This is a genomic window from Capnocytophaga sp. G2 (assembly GCF_035282625.1).
Lineage (GTDB): Bacteria > Bacteroidota > Bacteroidia > Flavobacteriales > Flavobacteriaceae > Capnocytophaga.
The window spans coordinates 1-14,093 of sequence record NZ_JAYKBU010000019.1; the positions used below are offsets into that span (position 1 = coordinate 1).

Below are 14,093 nucleotides of genomic sequence, written 5' to 3' on the forward strand. Positions count from 1 at the left end.
ATTTGTTGCTTTTCTAAGGCTTGAGGACGCAGGTACTTAAAGAGCAAATAAAGCTCAGTAAGTGAATTGGAAATAGTTGTGCCCGATAGAAAAGTAGCTCCCATATCCTTGCCAGTGCGCTCTTGAATAGTTCGCAAGGCAAAAAGCAGGTTGAGGGCTTTTTGACTGCCTTGAGAGTTTCCCAATCCTGCCACTCTATCGTGCCTTGTATTGAACATTAAGTTTTTGAACTTATGGCTTTCATCTACTAAGAGGTGATCAATGCCCATCATCTTAAAATCTACTGTATCATCGGTGCGCTCATTGATGTCGTGTTCTAAGGTTTTGAGCTTTACCTCTAAGTTTTCTTTACGCTTGTACATCCCCTTGATCATCGCACGAGAGACTTCACTGCCTTGTTTTTCCAACTGCCAAAGACTCTCTTCAACATCTTGGAGTTCTTCTTGCAAAATGCTCTGTTGCACTTCGGGGGATTGCGGTATCATCTTAAACTGGTCGTGGGTGAGAATCACGCAATCCCAATCATTGTTTTTGATGTCTTCAAAGATACGCAAACGCTTTTGAGGGGTAAAATCCTCCTTGCCAGGGTAAAGGATTTTAGCAAAAGGATAGGCACGGCGATAGGTCTCGGCTATTTCGTGTACATTGGCTTTAAGCCCTATAATCATCGGTTTATGCGCCAATCCTAAACGCTTCATCTCTTGAGCGGCACAGCACATAATAAGGGTTTTACCAGCTCCTACCTCGTGGTCGCAAATCGCCCCATTGTTGAGCTTTATCATCCAAATAGCATCTTTCTGACTATCATACAAATCCTCTATGCCTAAACTCTCTCTATCAAGTCCAGGGAAGGACTGAAAAGAACCATCATATTGCGGACGTACAAAACAGTTAAAAGACTGATTGTACTGCTCAGCTAAGCGGTCTTTAAACTCCTGACTCTGCTCTAAAAGCCACAGAGGGAAAGCATTGCGTATTTCATCAATCTTGCTGTTTGCCAGTTGGATTGCCTCCATATCGCGCACCTTGACTTCCTTGTCGTCTATCTTTATTTTCTTGGTAATATCAGGGGTGGTATTTACCAAGGCGTGTTTGAAGAGGGCAATACCATCGTAGGTTCTGCTCTCACTTTTTACAGCGTATTTCTCCCAGATATGTAAGTTCTTTTGTCGGCATTCCACTGAAAACTCATCGGTTTGAGCACTGTATTGCACACCTACCTTGGTATCGAAAAGCGAAGAGGCAAAATCACTATAGATTTGTGGGGAGATCCAACGCTCTCCCAAGTTAAAATCCAACTCTTCAAAAGGAATAGGGGTAGGAATTACCTGCCTGAGTTCCTCTAAAGCGTGCTCAATTTCTGATTGCTTAGGATGTTCAGGGTGAGTATTTTGATATGCTTCTACGGCTTTGATTTTAGTAAAGACATCCCCCGCTTGCCACTTTTGGGCAATTTGGTATTCGTCCTCTATAGGATTGTAAAAGAGTTTGCCCTGTAACTGCGCTTTGACTTCTTCCTCATTGGTGTTAGAAAGCTCAGCTATGTAGGGAATATCCACCCGCCCCAATTCACTTAGGGAAGTGAGTAGCGCCTCTTCAGTAGAAATGTTTTCATTCTTCCTCATAGAGAATACCACAGGCTTGTGAAAGATATCTGCTTTTTGATAAACACCGTTTTTGATACGCTCTAAGTAAGGGATTTCAGCTCCTGAGGCATCGGTTTTTATTAGCTTGATATTATCAGCACTATTTAGCCGACCATAGTTCTTGACAAAAGTATCGTAAAGGGCATTAAGATTTTCTCTTTCCGTAGGATAAGGGATATAGGTGGTAGCCTCTTTATGGTACAAGTTGGAATAAGCATCACGCAGAGTGATATAGGCAATGGCTTTTTGCCTTTCCAAAGAAGAAAGCGCAAGAGGCACAAAGGTAGCAGCTGTTTTGTTCTTATTGAGATCTTGCAAAAAGCCCACTGTATCAGCTTGTACAACCAAAGTATCTTCTCTGAAATGAGGAAAATATTCTCCCTCAAAAGGTACAGGTTCTTTTAGTAATGATACCGCAGGAGGCGTGTAATACAAAGCAGGAGAAGCTTTTGAAAGCACCTCTGTTTCATTCCCTTGATTGACAGGATAAGTAAAAGAAAACAAGTCTAACTTTTGAGCATTCCCTAATTGAGAGGTAGTTGTTTTCTTCTTTGTTTTCTTTTTAGCTCCAGTGGGTATAGTAGGGACTGTTTTAGCTGAAATGTTGGGAGGACTCACTAAAGTAGCGGTGGCTTCCTGTTCTGATAGAAAATCAAAGAGACTTAGCTGAATGACTTTGGGTTCAACTTTTTGATTCTTAAATTCTTTTGACTCTTTAGAGGTGAGATTAACATTGGAAATAGCAAAGGAAGACTCGTTGATTTTACTTTCAATTTCAATAAATTCTTGCCGTTCAACCTTTTTTACCTCAATTTCCTTTACCTCAATTTTTTGTGAATTAACCTCTTGTAGCTTGATTTGTGGTGTTTGGCTTTGTTGTGGTGTTTCAGGCGATAGATAATGTGCTTTAAAATCGCTTAGGATTCTTTCTTTTACCTCCTTGGCAATACCTTCTACTCCTTCACTATGGGTATAGACCATTGCGGGCTGTCCGTATAGGTTGGTACCTGCAAGAGCATCCGTACAAATAACGTTTTCTCTTTGTGAAAGATACTCGTTTTGTAGCATCCCCTGTGGTAGCCTTGCTGTATTGCAAAACTGCTCTTCTATAGGGTTTAAAGCGCCTCTTTGACTGTCTTTTTGAAGGATAATAAGATCGCTTCCTGCTTCGGTACCTGCATAATCGGTAAAGAGGTTGTTAGGCAGGCGCACGGCAGAGACAAGGCGCGCATTGGAGAGCATCGCTTGGCGAATAATCTCATTTTGAGGGCTATCGGCTACCCCTTGAGAGGTGATATAGGCAAGGAGTCCCCCTTCCTTTACCATATCTAAGCCCTTTAAGAAAAAGTAGTTGTGTACCCTACGGGAGGCTTGTACCTTAGCAGGATCGCTACTACGAGAGTAACTCAAATCAAAGACAGCAGTATCGGAAAAAGGGATGTTGCTGGTTACCAAATCAAACTGATTTCTTTTCAGTGGGCTGCTTTGTTCGAAGCCATCGATATGTACTTGCTCCTGAGGGTAAAGATGAGAGAGCACCTTGCCTGTGAGTAAGTCCTTTTCAAAAGCAGTGACAGCAAGAGAGGGGTGCTCTTCTTTAAAAGCACGGATAAAATTGCCTCCTCCTGCTGAGGGTTCTAACATTGTTTGCAGAGGTACGCCTGTTTCCTTTATTGCTGAAGCGATAGCCGAGGTAAGACGCATTGGGGTATAAAAAGCCGTTAGTACAGAATTTCTAAGACTTTGTACATAGTTTTGGAATTGCCTTTCATCAGTGGAATGTTCTCTAATAAGGGCATACAGACTCCTTACATCTTGCCAAAAGACTTGGTCAGCCTTTGCCCAGTACTTTAAATCAGCTTCAGACTGGTGGGGATTGAGGATAAATTTCAATCCCCCGAAGCCTGAATAGTGTTGTAAGAGTTCTCGCTCTTCTTGGCTTAGAAGCGTGCGCTTTTGCTTCTCTAAATCGAAAGCCAATGCCAGTGCACGAGCATTGCGATTAAAGCTCAGTCGTTTAAGATATGCCATTTTCTTCTATCCATAGTTCGATGGCACCCGTAAGTTCTGTGTAGAGGGATTGATAGGCAGCGGAGTGCTGAAAATCCTCATCGATTTCATTCTCGTACTTTTTAAAGTAAGGAACCAGTTCTGGGAAGATTTTTAGAGCAAAGGGGCGCAAATCCTCATCAGCTAATTGAGTGTCGAACTCCTGAGAAACGACCTCAAAAACCATATCAAAGGGAGAGAAGAAAAAAGATATTATGAAAATAGGAGATCAAGTAAAGATAAGCCGATACACTACAGACCCCGCAGGGCAACAAGGAAACATCGGGACAGTGATAGGGGTTTATGACGAAGGCGAAATGACTACCGTGGTAAGAGTAGTGTTCGCAACAGATAAGGGTGAGAAATTCTCCGCCCTATATGATATAGATTGCTTAATTCCTGTAAGTGAGGACGATTTAGAAGATTAATTAAAAAAATAGCATTATGAAAAGAAAAACAGTACTTCTGCTCAATGGCCACTTAGATGTGATAGGCAGGGAAATTATCACCACTTTCTTAGGGATCGTGGTCAAACGAGAAAAAATATTGTATAACCGAGCTGTAAAATACCGAAGGTAATGAAAAGAAAGGTAAAAAAACAGATTGCTTTATTGGTAAATAAGTTAGTTAAAGAGGAATTTAGGAAACTAAATGAACAGGTTAAAAACTCGCTAATTATAATAGCTTCCAACATAGGAAAGTCTAATGAAAATGGCACTCTTGACGATAATGAGGAAGATTCGGCGCTTCACAACAATAGTAAAAAATATATTACTGTTGGGTTTGATAGAGATTATAAACCTAAAAGTTGGAAAACTTTCACCTTTAATATTAGTTAGTTTGAAATCCCTAAGTCAGTAGGACAGACAGTCGAAAGGTTGGCGAAGCGAAATCGCATTAGGGAGCCATAAACGGATAAAAATAAAGCATTATGGAAACAAAGAAAAACAATGGCGTACGCTTTTCTGCTGATGTAAAGATAAGCGAAAAAGGAATTGGCAAGGACGTAAATATTGATATTCGCTATATAGACCTTACCAATCCTATTGAATGGGATCAATTGCAAAAGTGGCTTAGAAAGTTAAGACGTACTCTTGAGGTAACTTTTGGTAATGAGGAAACATTGGATTGGTTTTGCAATAGCGAGCATGAGCCAAGACGTAGTTGGGATGTATATATAGGAGAGTCGCAGTCACGAACTTGGTTGAATTAGTTTGAAATCCCTAATAGGCTAAGAGCCGAAGCGGTAACGTAGCAGGTCGCACCTGCATTAGGGAGCAAAGGCAAAAGCCAAAAAAACACACAAATGTACGCATACAAGAACAACATATTATCCATACCTGCACGGCTCCTATACGATGATTGGGGACTGATGAGCTATGACTACTACAAGAAGCTATGTAGCCGTGGTAAGCTCATCACTACCCAACCAGGGAAAGGCTTAGGCAACGAAGCGTGGGTGTCATTCCACGAGTTGCCTGTGGTGAAAGGGGTTAATATCAAGGAGGTTTGCGTGAGAATGTTGGGCAAGCCCGAAGATAGTAAGATCTTACAGAATGACCTCGAACCTCTATTGGTGCCCGACCTGGAAGCTATTAACTTCTTTTCAGGTCACCGCAAGCCCAATGGAAAGCCTCTAAAGATAGAAGAGCAACGGGAAAAAGCTACTTCGGCTATGATTTTAAACGCTATTGAAAGCCTCTTTAAAGGGCGTATCAAAAACCCTCTTTACAAAGGGAAAAAGGTGGAGATATGGAAAAACATTAGCGAGGCTGTCAATACACTGAATTCCGAACGTTGGCACTTTGACTTGCCGAATAATCCAAGAAGCCTGCAACGCAAATATAACCAGTATCTCAGTGAGGGCTACTATGCTTTTATCCACAAAGGAGAGGGATCGGACAACGCCAAAGTAGTAACGGAAGTAATGGAGAGGCTTTTTATCTCTATCTGCTGCATGCCAAACAAACCCTATATGAGTTCAGTGTATGATATTTATAGACAGTTCCTTTATGGCGAGATAGAAATCTTTGACAAAGCCACAGGTGAACTTTTCAATGTGGAGCAGGACTTTTGCGACGAACATGGAAACATCTTAGAAGTCTCTGAAAGCACCGTAAAGCTATGGCTGAACAAACCCGAAAATCAGTTGGTTATCAAAAAAGCTCGCAACGGAGAATATGACTTTAGCCACAAGGAACGTCCGCACGTCAATCGTCACGCACCGCTTTACTCTATGAGTAAAATCACCTTAGATGACCGAGACCTAATGCACACCAAACTGCCCAATGGCGACAAGGTTATGGCCTACTATGCTTATGATGTGATGAGTACAGCATTGATTGGTATTGCACACAGTAAAAAGAAAGACAACGAATTATTCTTGGACTGCTTCCGCTCTATGTTTCGCTTTACGGCTCAATATGGATTAGGTACCCCAATGCAGATAGAAGTAGAGCGACACCTTACAGGCGAACACGTGGAGGGCTTGCTCAAAGCCAATAACATTTTCCCGTTTGTGCGATTCTGTAACCCAACCAATTCGCAAGAGAAGTATGCCGAGACCATGATACGAGGTAAGAAGTACGGGATAGAGAAAGACAGACACCAAAATGTAGGGCGACACTATGCACGACGAGACAGCAACCGAGTAACCACACAAAAGATATTTGACGAGTTCAATGATAACTATAAGGAGGCTAAGGCTACCTACGAAGAGATAGTAGCTTCGGAAATGGAAGAGCAAATCCTCTATAACAATCAGCTACACCCCGACCAAGAGCGCTTCCCTGGAAAGACACGTTTGCAGGTGTTTTTAGAAAATGTAAATCCGAACCTACCCAAACTCAACCGAGCCCTCTTGGCGCAATATATAGGCAGATGTGTGCCTACTACCATACGCAGAAACCAATATGTAGCCGTACAATATCAAAAGTACCAATTGCCCAACCCACAAGTTATTTCCTTGCTTTCCTCCTATGAGGTACAAGCCTATTACCTCCCCAATGAGGAGGGTGTAGAGGAGGTGTATTTGTACCAAGAAAACCAATTCTTATGCGAGTGTAAGCGCCTTAAATCCTTTAACCGAGCCAATGCCGAATGGACAGAGGAGGATAAGGAGATATACCAAGAGCAAATGCATTATATCAAGCAGTTTGACCAATATACGAAAGAAAAAACCACTGAAAAGCTCTCAAAGGTAGGCACGCTTTCGGTAGAGAAAAAGACACAAAAAGTAGCTGCTTCTGCCCCCACTGTAGCCTATGAGGAGCAGAAAACTACTAACTACAAAGCCTATCAGAAAACTAAAACAGAAATGATAAATAAAGCCTTATTAGACCTATGATCACAACAGCATTAAAAGAAAAAATCATTTTGGCGATTGCCGAAAACAGAAAGAACTACCAATCCGACAGCAAGCACGCACAGAGCTTGGGGATTAACACAGCGCAGTACAGCCGTATCAAGAAAGGAGAATTGGAGGGCGTGCTTAGCGATGCCAATTGGGTCAGCATAGCCCGCAGGCTCCAAGTACAACTCAAGGACGAACGTCCCTGGGTTACTGTAGAAACAGAGACCTTCCAATACATCTACCTGCAACTTTCAGCCTGCCAAGAGCGTTCCATCTCGGCTATCCTATGTGATAGGGCAGGAATTGGCAAGACACACACTGCCAAAGTGTATGTGAGCAAGAACAAGAATGCAGTGTATATAGACTGCTCCCAGGTAAAGACAAAGCAGAAGCTCATTCGCAAGATCGCACAAGAGTTTGGTATTGCCCATACTGGGCGTTATGCCGATGTATATGAAGACTTGGTATTCTATGTAAAACAATTGGAAAACCCACTTATCATCTTGGACGAGGCGGGAGACTTGGAGTACCACGCTTTCCTTGAGTTAAAAAGCCTATGGAATGCTACCGAGTACGCTTGTGGTTGGTATATGATGGGTGCCGACGGCTTACAGGCAAAGATAGACCGCAACAAGGACATCAAAAAAGTAGGATATGCAGAGATATTTGACCGCTACGGCTCCAAGTATAGCCGCGTAAGTCCTGCCCAAGACAACGAAGCAATTACGGCTTTTCTCTTGGGACAAATAGCCCAGATAGGCGAAGCAAACGGCTCTACCCTTACCCCCGAACAGCTCTTTGCTCGTACCAAGGGAAGCCTTAGGAAAGTACGTACGGTAATAATGACGAGTGATAAATGACTAATGATAAGTAACAAATGACTAATGACTGACAACAAAACAACTATACCAAGGGCTTACACCTATGAGGACTTGGCGAGAAAGAAATATAAGACATTGCCTCTGAAAGGGGGATGGAAAGAACACTTAGGGGAGATAGAGAGAGCAGGGAGTATCCTTATCTATGGAGATTCAGGGCACGGAAAGACAACCTACGCACTACAATTGATGCGGGAGTTATGCCAAGGGGAAAAGGTGTTATACAACTCTTTGGAAGAGTGTGGAAGCCTGTCACTACTTACAAATTTGGAACGTACAGGGCTTAAACAATATAAAAACAAATACCTGGTGTGTGGAGAGCCTTTGGATAAACTGGTACAACGTCTTAGTCGCCCACAGCAACCTAAGATAGTCTTTATAGATAGCGTGCAGGCTTGTTTTAGAGGACAGAAAGCAACAGCTTATCATGATCTTATCCTGCAATTTCCTCAAACCCTATTTATTGGAATCTCACAAATGAGTAAGGGAATGCCCAAAGGAGCCGTAGCGGAGGAGTTTTACTGGTTTTGCCAAGATAGAATCTTAGTAAAGGACTTCAAGGCTTATATAGACAAGACACGAACGGGAGGAAATGAACTGGAACCCTACATCATCTCCGAAAGCAAAGCAGGAGAAAGAGAATTGAAAATGATTAGATAATAGATAATAAATATGGGAACAATAGAAAAGCAAAAAGCATTCAGGGACTGTCTGCTATACTACTTGGACTATAAACCTTTAGGGTATGAGCACTTACAATGGCTATACTTCGAGGATTGGTGTGATATTGTGAACAAAACAAAGCAAATCTCAAAAGATGTATTAGCTCTAAAGCTAAATGACCATTTACTAAATTGGTTTGCCCAGCAGTGGGAGGTGTATGTGGAGCGTGATATAGAGAGATATTACGGCAAGGCACTCAGGGAGGGCATATTTGACCGAGAGGATGTGGAGCTGATGATACACTTACAGGCGGAGGAGATTAATCATATATATCCCAAGACACTATTACAGGCAATAAGCAAAAATGTGAATGATAGATAATAATAGTACAATGAAACAGCTATATATGGAAGTACTAAGGCTGGATAACTTTCTACAAGCCTTAACAGCACAAGAGCGGATGATGATACACCAGTATCACGTTGGCTACAGGATAAGTGTACCAATAGTGGTACTTACCATTTACGAATGGATACGAGAGAATAGGTGGGAAGCTCCCAACTTCAGATATAACCAAGATAGGGTATTGACTTGGTACAATCGGGATACAAAGACTTGGGAGCCCGTAGAAACCCACGAACTATATAAAGCAAAAGTAGTAAGATAATTTTAAAAATAGAATATAATGAACGTAGATTTATCACAGATGAGTGCGGAAGCACTAAAACAATTAGAAAATCAGTTAAAAGAGAAGCAAAGAGCTGATAGACTGGCTAAACAGAAGAATAGACAGACACTTCTGGAACTTGAATCCGAATTGGTAGACAACAATATTGATTTCTGCCTTTCCCAACGGGAGGATGTAGAGGATTTGGTTGCAAAACTCTTTCAGGAAGCAACTACTATTATTGAGCTTCGTTCAGAGCTTTATGGCAATAAGAAAGAAGCACAAGACTCACATACCTTTACCAAGCCCGATGGTTCGGCAAGTATCCGTATAGGTTGGAATGTACGTCCCGCCTTTAATGGTACAGAGAGTGAGGGGCTTAAGAAAATCAAAACCTATATGTCGTCTTTGGCAGGAGATAGTGAGAATGAAAAACTTCTATTGGAGTTCCTCAATACGGCATTAAGGACAGATGCACAGGGAAACTTAAACCCACGAGAGGTGCGCAAACTGGGAACACTGAGACAAAAGGCTAACAGCGTTCTCTTTGATGAGGGTATGGATATTATAGAACAAGCTATCATAGATATACGTACCAGTATGTATATACGAGGGTATAAGTTAGTTACCTTTGAGAATGGGATAGAAAAGCGGGTTAATTTTAACTTTTCTATAGATTAGCGGGTAGCACCCGCAGGCAATTATTAGGGGCTTGTCGCCTCTATAATTAAACAACCTTTAAAAACGATTTAAAATGAAAGAAAAACCAACACATTACTATTGCTATTGTACGGATAGAAATAAGCCTAAAAACAAGTTACAAGCCGAATTCTTAGCTCTCTTGGAGGAGCTAAATGGAGACCTGTACGAGGCGAATAGAGTAGATGTTTTGAAAACCTATATACTTGAAAGCGCTAAAGAAATTAATGAAAAGCACTCGCAATGTACCCCTTTGCGTCTTTCCTTTGAAGATTATACTACCGAAAATTTCTATTTGGTGGGTTTTGAGGTAGCTTTATTCCAACTAAAGGCTGCTTACTTAATAAACGCTTCTAATGTATAATAGGAGGGCAAATTAAATAACCTTTAAAAACGATTTAAAATGTATTTTATAACAAAAAAAGATAGTGAAACAGGAAAGAAGTTTCAAAAGATAGTTGACAAATTCGATATTTGCTTTGAAAATCAAAAAGCATTAGCTAATAAGTATGGTTTTACCTCTTGGAGAGGAGCCTATTGGGTTATAGATGGGGGTATTTCCTCAGTCATATTTCCTAAAGATACTATAGTAGATACTAAGGTCTGGAAAAAAGTAAAAGATAAGGAAAATGAATATACGCCTCGGTTGAACACCAAACAAGGAAAAGCTGTACAAGCAGACTTTGACCAGGCACCTACTATCACCAGATCCGAGCTTAATGCCTGTATCGGTTGGGATGAGGCATTTAGTAATATAGGATTCGACAAAGGAAATGATAAGTACTTTGGTTTTTGTGTAAATGAAGATTGTGATGTTGTTATTCCAAAAGATTGTGAGGAAATAACAACTACTACGTATAGGGAACTTTTTGGGAAATAGTTATGATTAGCACACGACAACTAAAGATCCTACAAAGCCTCTTAGGAAAGAGGTTTAAGGATAGAGAGGGACGGCTGGCTTTCCTATCGGACTTTGCCCAAAGAGAGCTGGGCTCAAGCAAGGAGCTGACAGAGGCAGAAGCCTTTGAAGTGTTAGACTGGCTGAAGTATAACTACAGCAAGGAAGCGTACTTTGATAGCCATAACGCACAACACCTTAGCCTGTTGGCTAAGTGCCACGAACTGGGTTGGGTGCGGGCGGGCAACCCTAAGATCCCTAACCTTCAGCAATTGGGTAAGTGGCTCCTTTCCAAGAGGTGCCCCGTACAGAAGCCATTAAAGGAAATGACTACCAAGGAAGTCAGTAAGGTGATAGGGGCATTAGAAAAGATAATTGAGAAGAGATATGAGAAAAAGTAAAAAGCGAAAAGTGAAAAATGAAGAGTGCAAGCATATCCACCAAGTCTTGCGTACGATAGGCGGGTACTGTACGGTAGCTGTAACGGCTGTATTTTGTGCAGATTGTGGAAAACAACTAACAAAGACAAAAGTAGAAGTGTAAAATGACCTATATAGTAACCATACGCAGTTGTGCAGTTGTGCTAAAACTCACATATAAAGGTGGAAAGTTCTCTAAGTTAGAGGTCAAAAAAGGTACTTTAGAGGGGGAATACCTCAAGCAAATAGGTTTGCTTATTCCTCCCTTGGAGAGCCTTATAGAGGAATGGCAAGGGACTTGGGGGGATAGAGTTACCTACCGAGAGGAAGAGGCGAACCCGCCGAGCTTATACACCCTATTCTTAGATGAGTGGTTTGCCTTCTACCATAGACAATTTGGTTTGTCCCCAAAATTCACTGGTGCGGACGGCAAGGCGCTGAAACAAATCATCACCTACCTGACAGGTAACTCTGCCGACGAGGAGGAAGCCCTTGCCACGTGGCTGTACCTACTGCAACACTGGGGGCAGTTGGATGAGTTCCACCAGCGGAACACCGATTTGAAGTACATTAATTCACAATTAAACAAGATATTACAAAATGCAAAACGAGGTAATAATAAAACAAAAGGAAGAGTTAGCGACCATTTCAAACGAGAAATTCTTAGAGGTCTATGCCCCGAATAACTGTCTTATGCGCAGTGTAAATCTCAAACATATAGGGGATGCTATGGATAGGAAGACTTATTCTCTTTCGGATATTAGAAAGGAGCGAGGAGAGGAGTATCTAAGGAGTTATATTCTCTTATGGCTGGTGTATCTTAATGAATTATTAGACTTAAATAAGCCTCTGAATGAAAGTCAAATGCGCCTATGTGCTGAGGAGATACTTGCCGATTATGGTTATTTGAAAATCTCGGAGATAGCCTATATATTTAAGCGCTTAATCAATGGAGAATATGGTGCGTTATATGAGCGGTTGTCTGTGGCAAAGGTAATGAGTCTTTTTCGCGATTATGACAAGGAACGTATTGACTTTGTCATAGAAGAGCGAGAACGGGAACATAATGAGTTCCGTTATGAGGAAAGCCGAGAGGAGACCTACTCGGAAGCCTTTAAGAGAAAGGTAAAAAGGTTGATACGATAGATAGGCTTTAAATATTCCTTATTTCACGTTGAATGTCCGCTTTTCCAATTTGGAAATTAGCGGGCATTTTTTTAACTTTGCAGACGTAAAACCTATAATTATGCAGTCCTATACGATACGGAGAAAAGAGCGTTTAAAGCAACGTAATGAGAGCATTCGCAAGCTCTTTGAGAGCCTTAGCCAGCGCCACCCTCAGTGGCGGACGGAGGCTATTATTGCAGAAGTTGCCACGCAGATGTACCTTTCCTCTCGCACTGTAGAAGCAATAGTTTTCTATGAGGGTATCTACGGAGAAAAATAATTGAAAAAAGTTTTGGCAATTTAAAAAATAGTCGTACTTTTGCAATGTTGATTCTGCGGATTCGGCGATACCAACGCCTATGTTAAGATTTATCTTTTCATAGGCGTTCGGGTTTATTGTAGGAACTCTATCTTTTCTAACTCTCCACCTTCTTTTAATATCCATACTTCACTTATCTGTTTCCCTTCTCTAATACTAAACTTAATGAGCTTTTTAAGATGCTCCATTGTATAATTACCCTCCTCTATTATAATACAATCAGATTGTTTTAAACCTCTTGATAGCATTTTAGATAAAGCATTTTTAGAATTATTATGTCCCTCGTGTTCATAAAACTTATTCCCTACTTTAAAGTCGGGACATTTACCCCAATAAGGGGTTCCCCACAAATCGGCATAAAGTTGCTGATAAAGTTCACTCTTCAAAGGTGAGTTAAAGCGTGGTAATATAGTGGTTTCCTGTCCTTGCTTAGCAAAGAAGTCGCAACAGTTATATACACGCTCATAGTCTGCTCCCTCTGTATTCACAAGGTTAGAGATGTTTATTTTTCCTCCGTTAGGGTATTCTTTTATCACCTTCTCTATATAGTTTTCGCCGAGCTTTTCCAATCGTTTCTCCACCTGCTTTTCTACTTCCTTAACGGCTTTTTCACTCATTCCTTTGGTGTATGGTATTACGGGAAATATCTCTCCTGAAAGAGCAGGGTTATTAGCAAAGGCTTCTTTTATGGGTACCTCTTCTGTACGTATACCCTCGGTTACAGGGTCAGCAGTAGGCTCTACGTAGCAACGGCAACCCCAATCATTAGGGGGTAGGTGTGTTTTCCAAAAGGAATGCTCTACAGGTAGCGTAAGCCCATCCCAGGCACGGTGGCTTTCACGGGTACGGTCGTCGTGCACAGCGTGATAGGTAAGGTTAGGGTATATGCGCTTATTGGCTATATACTCCTCGTACTTTTGTGCTGAGAGTGCATTAGCCACTGTTTGGTTATACTCGGTTTGTAACCAACGCCTATTATATTCTATATTCAGTTTATTAGCTTCGGCTTTGAACTCTTGCCACGAAAGCACCTTGCCTTCTTTTATAAGGGCTTGCTCTATCTGCTGTTTAAAACTCGTTTCTTTGAAAGCTGAGAAGCGTGCAAGGTTGTGCTTTAGTGAGGTTACGAGTTCGGTATTAGTTTCCTCAATAGTAGGGTTGTAGCCCTCTGCTAAGGCTTTATTTAGGTGCTTGTAGTAGTATAGCCATAGTTCTTTGCTTTGTGCCTCACTAATACTACGCTCTTCAAAAGCCTCACGTATGTACCCCTCTATGAGCCTACTCAAATTGTTGTCTTCCTTACTGAGCTTTATAGGCTCGTGCTGTGGGCAACAAT

Annotated in this window: 20 protein-coding genes; 17 read left to right on the plus strand and 3 right to left on the minus strand. The window is 41.5% G+C overall.

All coding sequences use genetic code 11. The features are described 5' to 3' along the window. Together VJJ03_RS10030 and VJJ03_RS10035 are read right to left on the minus strand one after the other, a co-directional pair. Positions 1–3,677 (minus strand): N-6 DNA methylase (locus VJJ03_RS10030; RefSeq protein WP_323975354.1); only part of this gene is annotated, 3,677 nt, incomplete at its 3' end. After that, positions 3,664–3,882 carry a DUF1896 family protein gene (locus VJJ03_RS10035; protein ID WP_238423886.1) on the minus strand — a complete coding sequence of 73 codons (219 nt, stop codon included), beginning with the start codon at positions 3,880–3,882 and terminating at the stop codon, positions 3,664–3,666. The genes VJJ03_RS10030 and VJJ03_RS10035, both read right to left, overlap by 14 nt. A gap of 28 nt (positions 3,883–3,910) precedes the next feature. Here VJJ03_RS10035 and VJJ03_RS10040 point away from each other — a divergent pair, with 28 nt between their 5' ends. From VJJ03_RS10040 to VJJ03_RS10120, 17 genes are all read left to right on the plus strand, one after another. Then, positions 3,911–4,123, plus strand: a complete 213-nt coding sequence (locus VJJ03_RS10040) for a hypothetical protein (protein ID WP_323975356.1) — start codon at positions 3,911–3,913, stop codon at positions 4,121–4,123. Between the two features lie 16 nt (positions 4,124–4,139). Beyond that, entirely contained in the window at positions 4,140–4,274 is a 135-nt protein-coding gene (locus tag VJJ03_RS10045; RefSeq protein ID WP_298823170.1) for a hypothetical protein, read from the plus strand. Continuing rightward, positions 4,274–4,534, plus strand: a complete 261-nt coding sequence (locus tag VJJ03_RS10050) for a hypothetical protein (RefSeq protein ID WP_323975359.1) — start codon at positions 4,274–4,276, stop codon at positions 4,532–4,534. Before VJJ03_RS10045 ends, VJJ03_RS10050 begins: the two co-directional genes overlap by 1 nt. 92 nt (positions 4,535–4,626) lie before the next feature. After that, the gene (locus tag VJJ03_RS10055; protein ID WP_323975361.1) at positions 4,627–4,908 is read left to right on the plus strand and encodes a hypothetical protein; all 282 of its coding nucleotides are present in this window, start codon (positions 4,627–4,629) and stop codon (positions 4,906–4,908) included. Between the two features lie 93 nt (positions 4,909–5,001). Beyond that, a complete protein-coding gene (locus VJJ03_RS10060) occupies positions 5,002–7,041 on the plus strand; it encodes a hypothetical protein (RefSeq protein WP_323975364.1) in 2,040 nt (679 codons plus the stop codon). After that, a complete protein-coding gene (locus VJJ03_RS10065; RefSeq protein ID WP_323975366.1) occupies positions 7,038–7,907 on the plus strand; it encodes an AAA family ATPase in 870 nt (289 codons plus the stop codon). Before VJJ03_RS10060 ends, VJJ03_RS10065 begins: the two co-directional genes overlap by 4 nt. 24 nt (positions 7,908–7,931) lie before the next feature. After that, positions 7,932–8,585, plus strand: a complete 654-nt coding sequence (locus VJJ03_RS10070) for an AAA family ATPase (protein WP_323975367.1) — start codon at positions 7,932–7,934, stop codon at positions 8,583–8,585. A gap of 12 nt (positions 8,586–8,597) precedes the next feature. Further along, positions 8,598–8,969: a hypothetical protein gene (locus tag VJJ03_RS10075; RefSeq protein ID WP_323975368.1), complete on the plus strand. Its 372-nt coding sequence runs from the start codon at positions 8,598–8,600 to the stop codon at positions 8,967–8,969. 10 nt (positions 8,970–8,979) lie between these two features. Next, on the plus strand, positions 8,980–9,255 hold the full coding sequence (locus VJJ03_RS10080) for a hypothetical protein (protein WP_323975370.1): 276 nt from the start codon (positions 8,980–8,982) through the stop codon (positions 9,253–9,255). Positions 9,256–9,273: 18 nt separating this feature from the next. Then, complete coding sequence (locus tag VJJ03_RS10085; protein ID WP_323975372.1) at positions 9,274–9,936, plus strand: DUF3164 family protein; 663 nt, start codon at positions 9,274–9,276, stop codon at positions 9,934–9,936. A 73-nt stretch (positions 9,937–10,009) separates the two neighbouring features. After that, positions 10,010–10,318: a hypothetical protein gene (locus VJJ03_RS10090; protein WP_323975374.1), complete on the plus strand. Its 309-nt coding sequence runs from the start codon at positions 10,010–10,012 to the stop codon at positions 10,316–10,318. A gap of 39 nt (positions 10,319–10,357) precedes the next feature. Then, the gene (locus VJJ03_RS10095) at positions 10,358–10,834 is read left to right on the plus strand and encodes a hypothetical protein (RefSeq protein ID WP_323975376.1); all 477 of its coding nucleotides are present in this window, start codon (positions 10,358–10,360) and stop codon (positions 10,832–10,834) included. A 2-nt stretch (positions 10,835–10,836) separates the two neighbouring features. Beyond that, complete coding sequence (locus VJJ03_RS10100; RefSeq protein ID WP_323975377.1) at positions 10,837–11,253, plus strand: hypothetical protein; 417 nt, start codon at positions 10,837–10,839, stop codon at positions 11,251–11,253. After that, on the plus strand, positions 11,240–11,395 hold the full coding sequence (locus VJJ03_RS10105) for a hypothetical protein (protein WP_323975379.1): 156 nt from the start codon (positions 11,240–11,242) through the stop codon (positions 11,393–11,395). The genes VJJ03_RS10100 and VJJ03_RS10105 overlap by 14 nt, the downstream gene beginning before the upstream one ends. A 1-nt stretch (position 11,396) precedes the next feature. Beyond that, positions 11,397–11,957, plus strand: a complete 561-nt coding sequence (locus tag VJJ03_RS10110; protein ID WP_323975380.1) for a hypothetical protein — start codon at positions 11,397–11,399, stop codon at positions 11,955–11,957. 7 nt (positions 11,958–11,964) lie between these two features. Continuing rightward, on the plus strand, positions 11,965–12,417 hold the full coding sequence (locus VJJ03_RS10115) for a hypothetical protein (RefSeq protein ID WP_323975382.1): 453 nt from the start codon (positions 11,965–11,967) through the stop codon (positions 12,415–12,417). A 100-nt stretch (positions 12,418–12,517) separates the two neighbouring features. Continuing rightward, complete coding sequence (locus tag VJJ03_RS10120) at positions 12,518–12,718, plus strand: hypothetical protein (protein ID WP_323975384.1); 201 nt, start codon at positions 12,518–12,520, stop codon at positions 12,716–12,718. Between the two features lie 113 nt (positions 12,719–12,831). Here the strand turns inward: VJJ03_RS10120 and VJJ03_RS10125 are convergent, their stop codons facing one another. Next, entirely contained in the window at positions 12,832–14,043 is a 1,212-nt protein-coding gene (locus tag VJJ03_RS10125; protein WP_323975386.1) for a phage minor head protein, read from the minus strand. Positions 14,044–14,093: the final 50 nt, after the last annotated feature.

What these genes read in the sequence shown, in the direction of transcription:
- VJJ03_RS10095 (WP_323975376.1), top strand. Translation starts at nt 10,358, where the DNA reads ATGTATTTTATAACAAAAAAAGATAGTGAAACAGGAAAGAAGTTTCAA.
- VJJ03_RS10045 (WP_298823170.1), top strand. Translation starts at nt 4,140, where the DNA reads ATGAAAAGAAAAACAGTACTTCTGCTCAATGGCCACTTAGATGTGATA.
- VJJ03_RS10075 (WP_323975368.1), top strand. Translation starts at nt 8,598, where the DNA reads ATGGGAACAATAGAAAAGCAAAAAGCATTCAGGGACTGTCTGCTATAC.
- VJJ03_RS10065 (WP_323975366.1), top strand. Translation starts at nt 7,038, where the DNA reads ATGATCACAACAGCATTAAAAGAAAAAATCATTTTGGCGATTGCCGAA.
- VJJ03_RS10050 (WP_323975359.1), top strand. Translation starts at nt 4,274, where the DNA reads ATGAAAAGAAAGGTAAAAAAACAGATTGCTTTATTGGTAAATAAGTTA.
- VJJ03_RS10055 (WP_323975361.1), top strand. Translation starts at nt 4,627, where the DNA reads ATGGAAACAAAGAAAAACAATGGCGTACGCTTTTCTGCTGATGTAAAG.
- VJJ03_RS10110 (WP_323975380.1), top strand. Translation starts at nt 11,397, where the DNA reads ATGACCTATATAGTAACCATACGCAGTTGTGCAGTTGTGCTAAAACTC.
- VJJ03_RS10060 (WP_323975364.1), top strand. Translation starts at nt 5,002, where the DNA reads ATGTACGCATACAAGAACAACATATTATCCATACCTGCACGGCTCCTA.
- VJJ03_RS10120 (WP_323975384.1), top strand. Translation starts at nt 12,518, where the DNA reads ATGCAGTCCTATACGATACGGAGAAAAGAGCGTTTAAAGCAACGTAAT.
- VJJ03_RS10115 (WP_323975382.1), top strand. Translation starts at nt 11,965, where the DNA reads ATGCGCAGTGTAAATCTCAAACATATAGGGGATGCTATGGATAGGAAG.
- VJJ03_RS10035 (WP_238423886.1), bottom strand. Translation starts at nt 3,882, where the DNA reads ATGGTTTTTGAGGTCGTTTCTCAGGAGTTCGACACTCAATTAGCTGAT.
- VJJ03_RS10090 (WP_323975374.1), top strand. Translation starts at nt 10,010, where the DNA reads ATGAAAGAAAAACCAACACATTACTATTGCTATTGTACGGATAGAAAT.
- VJJ03_RS10040 (WP_323975356.1), top strand. Translation starts at nt 3,911, where the DNA reads ATGAAAATAGGAGATCAAGTAAAGATAAGCCGATACACTACAGACCCC.
- VJJ03_RS10070 (WP_323975367.1), top strand. Translation starts at nt 7,932, where the DNA reads ATGACTGACAACAAAACAACTATACCAAGGGCTTACACCTATGAGGAC.
- VJJ03_RS10085 (WP_323975372.1), top strand. Translation starts at nt 9,274, where the DNA reads ATGAACGTAGATTTATCACAGATGAGTGCGGAAGCACTAAAACAATTA.
- VJJ03_RS10100 (WP_323975377.1), top strand. Translation starts at nt 10,837, where the DNA reads ATGATTAGCACACGACAACTAAAGATCCTACAAAGCCTCTTAGGAAAG.
- VJJ03_RS10080 (WP_323975370.1), top strand. Translation starts at nt 8,980, where the DNA reads ATGAAACAGCTATATATGGAAGTACTAAGGCTGGATAACTTTCTACAA.
- VJJ03_RS10105 (WP_323975379.1), top strand. Translation starts at nt 11,240, where the DNA reads ATGAGAAAAAGTAAAAAGCGAAAAGTGAAAAATGAAGAGTGCAAGCAT.